Genomic DNA, 11,139 nt, shown 5'->3' with positions numbered 1-11,139 from the left:
GCCACCAATGAACGAGGAGTAGCGGTTATTAATTGATCAGGAGCAAGATGACGAAGACCTTTTCCATCCCCCGTATCAACTTCCACTTTTAAATAAAGCTTATCCTGATTCAGGAATAATTGCGGTGCTAATGAAGTCATCCCCTGTCCGCCAAGCAAAACATTATACCGACCATTACGAATCGCTACCTTGAGGGTTTCCCCTGGTTGATTACCATTTCTCCAATGGGTTGTACCGTTCCCATCGTGCAGAGAAAATGCGAATTGAGCTTCTCCATAATAATTGACTCCCTGTATATCAATCTTACCTGAATACGGTACTGGAGTGGCCGACCAAAGGGATGAAGCAAAGAGGAAAGAGTATAAGACCCGTATTGTTTTCATAATAATAAAAAGAAAATGTGCATAATTAAACTTACAATGTGGGCTAATTGTCAAACAACTTTACGATGGGTTATAAAGTTGGAAAGTGAAGGAAAGAAAGAGTGGGGAAATGGAAATGAATTGGGAGTGGCGGGTACGCTCCCTTACTTTCAGTGGATCGCCACCGGTTTACATCCTCGCGATGACTAGTCGTGAGGAATCGAGAGTACGCTTTAATGACAACGCACTCCTTCTCATTGCATGAAGCGAAAGAAAATAGTAAAACTAACTTCTACGATACCTATCTCTCTTGTCTATCTTCAAGAGATGCGCAAAATGTGTAATCTATGTTTAGTCGTCTGTTATTCCTTTTTATATTTATCCCCGTTGCCGAGCTTTACCTTTTAATCATGGTGGGAGCGAGGATTGGATTTCTGCCGACAATAGGATTGATTGTCTTTACGGGGATTTTAGGGGCATCACTCGCCCGGCAACAGGGCCTTTCCACTTTAGCCAAAATCCAGAGTGAACTAAAAAGTGGTCGTCCACCCACCGATAAACTTATTGAGGGGGCAATGATCGTGGTCGGGGGGATCGTATTGATTACCCCGGGCATTCTAACTGATTTGTTTGGCTTTGCATTAATGGTGCCCAAATTCAGAAAAGGAATTGCGGCCAGCCTGAAGAAAAGTTTTGGGGGGAATTTCTCCACCATCCGGCCCAATAAGGGAGGAAAACCTGGGGACAAGGACTCCTTTAAAAATTCCCGCGATGATGTAATTGATGTGTGAGCGATCGATTTTTCAACTCGTTCTGTTTACAATAATTTAATCCTCTGAATCAGCCAAGTTCTCGATTTCTCTCATAAGAGTATCCCGAAATTCAGGGCCCAATCCTTCCCTCTTGGCAATTTCAATATAAAAGGGAACATAATCATCCTGAGCAAGTGCTTTGAGGGCAATATTATGAAAGGGATCGGAAGAATCGATAAAATAGGTATTCGGGCCGAAGGAAAGGGTGATACCAGAGTCACTTCTGAAAACGGCCAGCCTTTCATGTGATTCATTAGTCATAGATTAGGATGATAATAATTTTTACATCTTTCAGGCAAGCGGGTTCAACGCGATTGCCTTTCCTTTTTCGATTAGGTAGGTAAAAGTTGTGTTTCTTTTCCCTTACCAAGACGATAACCCGACCCGCTCGTTCCCGTGGGTCAACTGGATGTTAATTGGCGGTAACCTGTGGGTATTTTTTGCCTGGCAACTCCCGCTTGAACCCGATGAAAAGCAGGTATTCTTTTCTAGTTTTGGCTTTATTCCTTCGATGTTCTTTAGTCAGTTATCCAATTTCTCCTTAGAAACGATCGCGTGGGAATGGAGTACTGTGCTCACCTCTATGTTTAGTCACGGTGGTATTTTCCATCTACTTGGAAACATGCTCTTCTTGTACCTGTATGGCGATAATGTGGAAGAAGCGATGGGAAAGCTTTGGTATTTTTTATTTTATCTATCCTGTGGTCTGCTTGCCGCATTTGCCCAAGCCTTAAGCAGTCCAGATTCCACCATTCCCATGGTAGGGGCGTCGGGAGCAATTTCTGGAGTGATAGCAAGTTATCTTTTACTTTATCCACGAGCCAGAATTCGGGTCTTTTACTGGATTATTATTTTAGTGGGTACAGTCCAGGTACCTGCCTTTTTGGTTTTGGGCTGGTGGTTCGTTCAGCAAATACTGGCTTTTCCGGAATCAATGAAAGCGGCCAGTGGGGTTGCCGTGGCCGCCCACCTTGGAGGATTTGCTGCGGGGATTGTCTTAACCCCACTAATAAAGAAAAAGGGAGTAAAATTATTCCAATCGGGATATTCTCGCCCTTTTGCTCGCAATCGGTAAAATTTTATTTCATAGTTATCGCAATATGTCGAAAGATGAGCCCCAACGGCAGATATAAAATATAGCATCCTATTTCCACAATATCATCTAAAAATTTTTCACTAACCCACTCATTTTAGACCATCATGGACAAAGCATACCAACCCACTGAAGTCGAAGACCGCCTCTACAACAAGTGGATTAAACAAAAGTGTTTCTCTGGCAATGTGGACGCCACCAAGCCTGCCTACTCAATCGTAATCCCTCCCCCTAATGTAACGGGTGTTTTGACAATGGGACATGTTCTCAACAATACGATACAGGATATTTTGGCAAGGCGAGCAAGGCAGCAGGGCAAATCAGTCCTTTGGTTACCGGGAACGGACCACGCCGGAATTGCGACTCAGACCAAGGTCGAACAGGCACTTCGTAATGAGGGGAAGTCGAGAACGGACTTGGGACGGGAAAACTTTATTGACCATGCAAAACTTTGGCGGGATAAGCATGGAGGCATTATCTTAGAGCAACTCAAAAAACTGGGATGCTCCTGTGACTGGGAGAGAAATGTGCACACTCTTGACGAAGATTATTCGAAAGCAGTCATCTCGGCTTTTGTTCAACTTTACAAAAAAGGATATGTGTACCGCGGGCAGAGAATGGTCAATTGGTGCCCAGCTAGTTTAACTGCGCTTTCTGATGAGGAAGTGATCATGAAGCCCCAGCAAAGTATTCTCTATAAAATTAGGTATCAAATTTTGGAGACTCCAGGAGCGTATGTTGAAGTATCCACGACCCGTCCCGAAACAATCGTGGGCGATGTTGCCTTAGCGATTCACCCGGAAGATTCGAGGTGGGTTAATTTAAAAGGCAAACATGTGATGAGGCCAATCAATTCACAAGCAATGCCAATCATTGCGGACGAGGCCGTGGAAAAAGACTTTGGAACTGGAATTTTAAAAATTACCCCGGCCCATGATCGGCTCGACTTTGAAATCGCACAGAGGCACAACCTGCCGATGCTCGAAATCATGAACCCGGATGGAACTCTCAACGAGCTTGCGGGTGTCGATTATGCAGGAAAGGAACGTTTTTCTGCCCGAAAACTAATTGCTGCTCAACTGAGAGAGGATGGCAATCTGATCGCGGAAGAAAAACATCAAAATAATGTGGGCTTCTCGGAACGGGCCGATGTCCCGATTGAACCACGCCTTTCTGAGCAATGGTTTCTCAAATATCCGCGAGTGGAAGAAGCCAAAAAAGCGGTGAAGGATGGCCATATCAAATTTTACCCGCAAAGATGGGAGAAAACCTATTTGCACTGGCTCGATAATATACAGGATTGGTGTATCAGCCGCCAGCTTTGGTGGGGGCACCGCATTCCAGTTTGGTATAAGAAGGGAAAGATGCGATCCGATTCAAGTAATTGGCATATCTCAGAAAAGCCCCCTTCGGATATTGAAAACTGGGAACAGGATGATGATGTACTCGATACCTGGGCATCCTCGTGGCTTTGGCCTTTGGCAACACTCGGTTGGCCAGACGACGAATCGATGGAGAAAAAAGGCCTTGATTATTTTTACCCCACATCCGCCCTCGTCACAGGACCTGACATCATCTTTTTTTGGGTCGCCCGGATGATTATGGCCGGTCTCGAATTCAAAGGCCGCTCTTACAAGCCCGAACAGGCAATTCCCGATTCGGAACTCGCTGACAGAATTCCATTTCAAGATGTTTATTTCACTGGAATTATTCGCGATGGAGAGGGCAGGAAAATGTCTAAATCATTGGGTAATTCTCCGGATCCACTCGATTTAATTGCAAAGTATGGCGCGGATGGATTGAGACATGGAATAATGAGTATCGCTCCAAAAGGTCAGGATATTCGCTTTTCCGAAGAACGAATCGAACAGGGAAGGAACTTCTGTAATAAATTATGGAATGTTTCCCGATTCCGCCTGATGTCTGCTCCATTAGAAGATAATTCAATGCTCGAATTGATTGTTCTTCGCATGAATTGTGAAAGGGTAAACAACGATGATCAGGCTATTTTGCTTCGCTTGGTTGAAACTATTGACCAGGTGGAAAAGCTTTATAATGAATATGAATTCAATGCCGTTTTACAAACGATCTATCGATTCTTTTGGAATGATTTCTGTGATTGGTATATCGAGGCTTCCAAGTCCCGAGTTCAAGAGGAAGAATCGAAAGATACCTGTCTCGCAATTCAAGACATTTGCCTCCGCCAGATTCTATTACTTCTCCATCCAGTTACTCCTTTTATTACCGAGGAATTATGGACGCTGCTAGGATTTTCTAACGGCGAATCGATTCAGGGAGTGAGTCCAGAATCAGGAAAAGATCTACTGGAGAAAATTGGGATAGGCGGTCTTCAGTTAGATACTCGCGTATTGGAAGAAATGGAAAATGTTCGAGAACTGGTCACCTCCATGCGCTCTCTAAAAGCCGATCGAAAACTATCCAACAATCGCAATGTTGTCTTTTCTTTTCTTGCCGATGATGAAAAAGCAAAAGTGCTCGAACGCCATACCCAATCAATCCTTATTACAGTGGGTGCAGCTGGCCTTAATCGAGTGGAGCTTGCCCCCGCCGGTATGCCTGCCTTAGTTTCTCCGTTCGGTTCAATCTACCTTGACCTTACAACTGGGGTGGATCTCAACGCTGAAAAAGCAAGGTTACAGAAAGAGCTTGCCCAGTTAGAAAAAGTGGTAAATTCGGTAAAAGGGAAATTAGCAAACGAAGTTTTTACCTCCAAAGCCCCTCCCCACATTATCGAAGGTGCGAGACACCAACTACTCGAAAATGAGGCGAAGTTAAATGAAACAAAAGACGCACTAGCCGCACTTAGTTAACCATTTTTGTTCCGATACTAATATCCGGTCACCGCGAACAGGTTACAGGATAAGAACAAGATCATGCAAAATAGTCCGGGACAAGTTTCTTAGTTTTAAAAAACTAGAAAGAAAACTAATCGAACTCCCTACCCTGGGAGATTTTAAATCGCTCTCTTTGTCGAACTGGCAATTCGGGCAAATTAGGTAATTCATCAGATTCCGAATCTACTCCCACCAATATCCGAGCTGCGTCCTGTAATGATTGCCAACGATCAAAATCAAGCGTTGGGGAATGAACAATTAGTGAAAGAAGGCTTCTCCACTCGACCGCAATTCGCTCCAAGTCCCCGACGCTCAGATCATCCCAGAATTGATCTTTTGTGGATAAGATTTCTTTGCGGTTTTGTAGGGCTTCGGTCGCCCCCTCTCCATACTCACAGGGTAATCCATTTTTTAAATAGCCCGGGCAATTTTTAAAACCAAAGGCACCACGACAAAGAAGTGCAAGGCGGGATTCTGTCTTGGCATAAGCACGAAATCGATGCCCAGCCCGCAAGTTGGCCAAGTCATTAATCATCTCATCAATTGGATAACTCCTGTCTTCTAATGCAACGGCAACGGCGAGTCCTTCTCCGCGAGAAAAGAAACTAAAAATTTCACCCCGTAGTGTGGGTACTCCCTTGGTATCAATCAGTCCTAACTTCGCCCAGACTTCAGCGGGGGAAAGAGTGCTTAAATTTTCCCAATCTTCAACCTGTGCTTTTTCCTTAAAGGGCGACTCGAATATTCGGGTTGTTGTTCGCAAGGGTGGATTCAGTAAAATTTTCCCACGAGCATCCTTCCATCCAAGCACCGTGGCAGAATCATAACGTAACCGCGCACGAAGTACTCCTCCGCGATCCACCAGTTCATCTAAACTCCCCCCTAGAGTAATGGAGGGTAAAAATTCACGAAATACATCTTCCAGTCCCCTTCTCATCCAAGTTTTGCGAGAAAACTTTTTTTTGAACTGAGGAAATTTTTCCGCGATCGTTTCCCTCAGATTTTTGCGAAAAGATTTAGTAAGAGTTACTCGTTTTCCCATCGATTCAGAATCTACAATTGCAAGAGGAACTTCTCTTCCGTAGGTCAGATTCTTTTTATCACCAAAGCGGCAAGGATTTCCCATTTTCACCTTACCCAGAGTGTCCGGTAGAGTAAGAGCCTTGACCCATTCTCCTTTATGCAAAGCAAATGCTTCTCCAAGGGGTGCTTGACATTGCCCGCCCCGCCTTTCCCACAATCCAGCAAAATTCCTCATTTCGATGACCTGATTACGACCCTGGTCTTCTTCAGGTAGTTCTTTCTTATTGAAAACCTGATCAATTTGCATGGAAATTTTATTAATTGAATCGCGAAGCCCCAGCCGGACATTTTCTTCGGAGAACAAGCGATGAGCCAAGTTTCGTGCTGCATCCAAGTGATCCTCTCCCCGCTTATACGCATAGTTCATTACCCGTAAAATGGCAGGCCAGTCCAAGGTTTGTGAACGCTTCAACTTAAGGGGACGCCCATCGTTTAACCGTGCTTGCTTGGGAGTTACAATGACAAAGCCTCGATCATCTAACCCCCTCCTACCCGCCCGGCCAAACATCTGTAATAATTCATCCGGACGCAAAAAATGAAGGCCATCGTCCACCCTGTACTCGCGATCGGTGACCAATACAGAACGCATGGAAAAGTTTACGCCTGCCCCAAGACCAGTGGTCGCAATCACAACTTGAAGTTGTCCCGTCTTGGCGAGAGGTTCAACCACGCCCGCACGAGATTGATACTCCAAGCCACTGTGATGGTACGCAATCCTCTTCCTCAGTAAACCGCTTAATTCTTTCCCCGCGATCTTCTTCTGTTCGGCAGTTAATTCCAATGGATCTGTATCGGGAAGCTCCGCCCCTAATTGCCTCGCTAGTTCTTCGGCAGCTTTTCGTCGTGGTGCAAATAAAAGAATGGGTCCTATCCCCGCACTCAGTGCACCCGCTACTAATTTGGGCCAGTGACCCCGGATTTTTCTTCCGCGAAAAGGTCGCTTTAACAAGGCTTCTGCAAAAACTTCTTCCAGAGGGACTGGGCGTACAAATTCTGAAACCAATTCCACTGAACGGCCATGACTCTCCAACCAATCCGCAACTTCACCAGGATTTGAGACACTTCCGCTCATCAACAAAAGGCGGACATTAGGCGGTGCCATACTTAAAGTAATTTCATAGCCGGGTCCGCGCTGGGGGTCCCCCAGTAATTGGTATTCATCCACCACAAATAAATCGGGCCCCTCCCCTCGTAGCATTGCACTTCTTTGAGTCTCCAAAGTGGCTACAATAACTCGTGAGTCGGTTTGGTAACGCAAATCTCCCGTGGCAAGACCGACCTCCCAACCTCTTTTTTTCCATTCTCTAAATTTATCGTTTGCTAATGCTCGTGTTGGAACTGTGTAAACAGCCCGACCTTTCCAGCCAGATTCAATTAACTGCTCAAAGACATAAGTCTTGCCTGCTCCCGTGGGAGCATGGAGGACAACATCTTTCCCATCCCGCAAATAACCGAGCGCTTTCCGTTGCCAAGAATCTGGCAAAGAAATTCGCTCTCCAAAATTGCTGCTATTCGTTTGCATTTGTCTGTCAGACCAATTGCATAACACATACACAAAATAAATCCATGAAAACCCGATATTATTTTTCCGCCACTCGATCCTTCCCTAATCAGAATGATTAATATAATTGTAGCCTGTGATCAAAACAGACTGATCGGAAAGAACGGCAAACTACCATGGAATATCCGAGAAGACTGGGAATACTTTTTAAAAACCACACAAAAGGGAACTCTAATCATGGGCAGACATTGCTACAACGATTTTGAAGAGCACGCCCAAGATAGGTCAGTCATTACTTTGAGCCGAAACCAGAAAATTAAATTCCCTCATGCTCTGAAAGCAGGTTCTTTAAAAGAATCATTATCTATTGCAAAAGAACTTAATCAAGTCGTATGGATTTGTGGCGGCCGGGAAATTTATGAAGAGGCTCTCGGTATTGCTGATTATCTATACCTTACCGAAATTAAAGCCGAGTATTCAGGAAATGTCTACCTTCCCCCATGGGAAAAATATTTCACCCGGGAAATTTCCCGAAAATCAATCCAAACAGATTCAGCTGAACTCATTTTTCGAGTTTTGACAAAATAGCGTGATATGTCCCTCGAATGCTTGCCTATACTACGAGTCTAATTTATAAATAGCACTTAAATCTCTTACTCGAATGGAACAACTTAGATTTCTCACACCCGAAAATATTGAACAAATTCGTATCGACTTTGGAACTCCAACCTTTGTATACGACGAAGATACTCTGCGTACGAATGCAAAGTCAGTACTTAATTTCCCCAATGCTTTTGGATTGTATCCTCGCTACGCAATGAAATCGGCCCCCACTGGTGCTATTTTGCGAATTTTTAATAGTGAGGGATTGGGAATAGATGCAAGTTCTGAATTTGAAGTGGAACGGGCTGTTCGGGCGGGCTACGGAACGGAATCAATTTCTATGAGCACTCAGGAATTCCCAGAAAACTTCCGTTATTGGGTACAGGATGGTGTGCATGTAAATCTTTGTTCATTGAATCAAATTCACAAATTTGGAATTTGGGGAAAAGGAGAATCTATCGGACTGCGTTTCAATCCAGGAATGGGGTCAGGAGGTACCAACCGTACCAATGTGGGCGGTCCTTCAAGCAGTTTTGGAATATGGAAAGAGGACTTGGAGGAAGCCAAGAAACTCTGTGAACACTACCATTTGAAAGTAAACCGAATCCATACCCATATTGGATCTGGCTCGGATCCTGAAGTGTGGCAAAAAGTAGCAGGCATGAGCTTAGACATTGTGCGTAAATTCCCCACCGTTAAATCATTAAATTTGGGGGGTGGATACAAGGTGGCAAGGATGCCCGGTGAACAGGCGACCGACCTTCAGGAAATCGGTACACCCGTGCGAAAATTATTTGAAGATTTTGAGAAAGAAACTGGGCGAAAATTAAAACTCGAGATCGAACCAGGTACTTATCTATTGGCACATGCTTGCAGTCTCGTTACCACAGTACAGGATGTGACCTCCACTGGTCCCTCCGGATATCGATTTTTAAAACTCAATGCAGGAATGACAGAAATCCTTCGCCCGAGCTTGTATGGTGCTCAGCATCCAATTGTAATTATTCCGGAAGACTCCCAGGCGAAACCAAAGGAGAATATTGAACAGGTGGTGGTCGGGCATTGCTGTGAATCAGGAGACCTCCTCACACCGGCTCCCAATGAGCCCGAGTCCCTTGCCCCTCGTTTACTACCCAAGGGAGAAATTGGAGACTCGTGCATCATTGAGGGTGTCGGTGCATACTGTTCCTCAATGTCAGCTAAAAATTACAACTCTTTTCCAGAAGCTGCAGAAGTATTAAAAAAATCGGATGGTTCCCTTTCCTTAATTAGAAAAAGGCAAACTTTCGAACAAATTATCGAAAACGAAGTAGCTCCGTGACCGTAACTGGGCTAGGTGATTTTGCCTTAGGGCAATCCGTTCCTTCTCGTGATCACGCTGTATGTGTAAGTCTGCCCAAAGTACAGGATCTTATTGGCTACGAGGAAAAAAATCCCAAAACCCTTTCCAAGATGAAATCAGGGTATCCCCGATTCATCCAACATCATTTCATACGCAGAGTCATTCAATTAGAAGAAGATTCAAGTGAATACACCGGTAAAAGTTTTATCTTTGCAAATTACCATCATTGCCAAGAAGCACTGAGCAGGTTTGCCGTTCAGAACTATACCATTCAAGAACGGGAGAATTATACTTGGCTACAATTAACGCGAGGAAGCGACCAGATTGAAAACATTAGTTCTTTTATACAGCATATTGGAGCATCACTATCCTCTCGGCATGCCGAAGAAATTTTGCTCCACCAAGGACTAATTCGAGATCGTGAAGAGATTAATGAACAGGATAGCCCCGATCAATACGCACGTGAAATAATTGCTCAAGTTCATGGTACCGGAGTTTCGGCAGAACGGGTGTTAATTTCTTCCTCGGGTGCAAATGCATTTTATTCGCTCTTTCGAACTGCCTTTCAACATTACCGAGAAAAAGGGAAAACCATATGGATTCGTCTGGGTTGGTTATATTTGGATACTATTGAAACAATGGAACTTTTTGCAGGAGAAGAAAGCAAAATAATTACCATTACTGAGCTGGGAAATCTCGATCAGTTACAAGAGGTCTTTTCCCAGTATGGCGATCAGATTGCCGGTGTTGTGACCGAGTACCCGACCAATCCACTTTTAAAATCATGTGATTTAGAGAAAGTGAGGGAATTTTGTAACCAATCCAATGCCTTACTCATTGTGGATCCTACCATGGCATCGCCTAAGAATGCAAAGGTGGCACATTTAGGAGATGTACTAGTAAATAGCTTAACTAAGTATGCAAGTTGGCAGGGTGACCTAATGATTGGAAGTCTAGTTTTTCCTGACCACTCCCCATTGGGTAGGGAATTATTTGAGTCGACTAAAAATTATTTATCTCCCCCCTTTAAAAGGGATCTTTTACGTTTATGTGAACAACTCCCCCATTATCCAACATTTGTTCAAAAAACCAATAATACCCTCCTCCAGGTGGTTCATTTCTTAGAATCACATCCAGGAATCAAGAAAGTATTTTGGGCATACCAAAATGATTCAGCAGGTTACTTTCGAAAAATTGCCGGTGATGAAAGGCCCGGTTGCGTGGTAAGTTTTGAGGTTACTGGGTGCTTTGAAAGTTTTTATAATCAACTTCGCATGCTTAAGAGTCCTAGTTTTGGAACCGAGTTCACCCTGTGCTGTCCCTATGTATACTTGGCACACTACAAGTTGATCCAATCCGATCAAGGATTGAACACACTCAAAAAAGCAGGAATTTCACCGTATTTGTGCCGACTTTCAGTCGGAATGGAGGAACCGGAAGAAATTATCCAAACATTACAAGTTGCCCTGCAAGGTATGGAATAATTTA

Annotated in this window: 10 protein-coding genes; 7 read left to right on the top strand and 3 right to left on the bottom strand. The window is 44.2% G+C overall.

Going from position 1 to position 11,139, the window contains the following annotated elements; genetic code table 11:
- Positions 1 to 383 (bottom strand): hypothetical protein (locus ACKPQ5_RS02970; protein ID WP_407677607.1); only part of this gene is annotated, 383 nt, incomplete at its 3' end.
- Between the two features lie 85 nt (positions 384 to 468).
- On the opposite strand from ACKPQ5_RS02970, the gene ACKPQ5_RS02965 reads away from it, so the two are divergent.
- Positions 469 to 627, top strand: coding sequence for a hypothetical protein (locus ACKPQ5_RS02965; protein WP_407677606.1), 159 nt, complete (start codon positions 469 to 471; stop codon positions 625 to 627).
- Between the two features lie 82 nt (positions 628 to 709).
- The gene (locus tag ACKPQ5_RS02960) at positions 710 to 1,153 is read left to right on the top strand and encodes an FxsA family protein (RefSeq protein ID WP_407677605.1); all 444 of its coding nucleotides are present in this window, start codon (positions 710 to 712) and stop codon (positions 1,151 to 1,153) included.
- Positions 1,154 to 1,189: 36 nt separating this feature from the next.
- On the opposite strand, the gene ACKPQ5_RS02955 is transcribed toward ACKPQ5_RS02960, so the two are convergent.
- Positions 1,190 to 1,435 carry a hypothetical protein gene (locus ACKPQ5_RS02955; protein ID WP_407677604.1) on the bottom strand — a complete coding sequence of 82 codons (246 nt, stop codon included), beginning with the start codon at positions 1,433 to 1,435 and terminating at the stop codon, positions 1,190 to 1,192.
- An 88-nt stretch (positions 1,436 to 1,523) separates the two neighbouring features.
- Here ACKPQ5_RS02955 and ACKPQ5_RS02950 point away from each other — a divergent pair, with 88 nt between their 5' ends.
- Together ACKPQ5_RS02950 and ACKPQ5_RS02945 are read left to right on the top strand one after the other, a co-directional pair.
- A complete protein-coding gene (locus ACKPQ5_RS02950) occupies positions 1,524 to 2,249 on the top strand; it encodes a rhomboid family intramembrane serine protease (RefSeq protein ID WP_407677603.1) in 726 nt (241 codons plus the stop codon).
- A gap of 125 nt (positions 2,250 to 2,374) precedes the next feature.
- The gene (locus tag ACKPQ5_RS02945; protein WP_407677602.1) at positions 2,375 to 5,098 is read left to right on the top strand and encodes a valine--tRNA ligase; all 2,724 of its coding nucleotides are present in this window, start codon (positions 2,375 to 2,377) and stop codon (positions 5,096 to 5,098) included.
- 115 nt (positions 5,099 to 5,213) lie between these two features.
- On the opposite strand, the gene ACKPQ5_RS02940 is transcribed toward ACKPQ5_RS02945, so the two are convergent.
- A complete protein-coding gene (locus ACKPQ5_RS02940) occupies positions 5,214 to 7,727 on the bottom strand; it encodes a DEAD/DEAH box helicase (protein WP_407677601.1) in 2,514 nt (837 codons plus the stop codon).
- A 93-nt stretch (positions 7,728 to 7,820) separates the two neighbouring features.
- Between ACKPQ5_RS02940 and ACKPQ5_RS02935 the strand changes: the two genes are divergently transcribed.
- The 3 genes from ACKPQ5_RS02935 to ACKPQ5_RS02925 all read left to right on the top strand — a co-directional run bounded on the left by ACKPQ5_RS02935 (position 7,821) and on the right by ACKPQ5_RS02925 (position 11,135).
- Positions 7,821 to 8,294, top strand: coding sequence for a dihydrofolate reductase (locus tag ACKPQ5_RS02935; protein ID WP_407677600.1), 474 nt, complete (start codon positions 7,821 to 7,823; stop codon positions 8,292 to 8,294).
- A 73-nt stretch (positions 8,295 to 8,367) separates the two neighbouring features.
- The gene (locus ACKPQ5_RS02930; protein ID WP_407677599.1) at positions 8,368 to 9,630 is read left to right on the top strand and encodes a diaminopimelate decarboxylase; all 1,263 of its coding nucleotides are present in this window, start codon (positions 8,368 to 8,370) and stop codon (positions 9,628 to 9,630) included.
- A complete protein-coding gene (locus ACKPQ5_RS02925) occupies positions 9,627 to 11,135 on the top strand; it encodes a PLP-dependent transferase (protein WP_407677598.1) in 1,509 nt (502 codons plus the stop codon). Before ACKPQ5_RS02930 ends, ACKPQ5_RS02925 begins: the two co-directional genes overlap by 4 nt.
- Positions 11,136 to 11,139: the final 4 nt, after the last annotated feature.

It is taken from the genome of Candidatus Seribacter sulfatis (assembly GCF_964187635.1).
GTDB lineage: Bacteria > Verrucomicrobiota > Verrucomicrobiia > Opitutales > Seribacteraceae > Seribacter > Seribacter sulfatis.
The sequence above is the reverse complement of the archived record's forward strand: the minus strand, read 5'-3'. Positions and strand labels throughout refer to the sequence as shown.

What these genes read in the sequence shown, in the direction of transcription:
- ACKPQ5_RS02960 (WP_407677605.1), top strand. Translation starts at nt 710, where the DNA reads ATGTTTAGTCGTCTGTTATTCCTTTTTATATTTATCCCCGTTGCCGAG.
- ACKPQ5_RS02930 (WP_407677599.1), top strand. Translation starts at nt 8,368, where the DNA reads ATGGAACAACTTAGATTTCTCACACCCGAAAATATTGAACAAATTCGT.
- ACKPQ5_RS02955 (WP_407677604.1), bottom strand. Translation starts at nt 1,435, where the DNA reads ATGACTAATGAATCACATGAAAGGCTGGCCGTTTTCAGAAGTGACTCT.
- ACKPQ5_RS02935 (WP_407677600.1), top strand. Translation starts at nt 7,821, where the DNA reads ATGATTAATATAATTGTAGCCTGTGATCAAAACAGACTGATCGGAAAG.
- ACKPQ5_RS02940 (WP_407677601.1), bottom strand. Translation starts at nt 7,727, where the DNA reads ATGCAAACGAATAGCAGCAATTTTGGAGAGCGAATTTCTTTGCCAGAT.
- ACKPQ5_RS02945 (WP_407677602.1), top strand. Translation starts at nt 2,375, where the DNA reads ATGGACAAAGCATACCAACCCACTGAAGTCGAAGACCGCCTCTACAAC.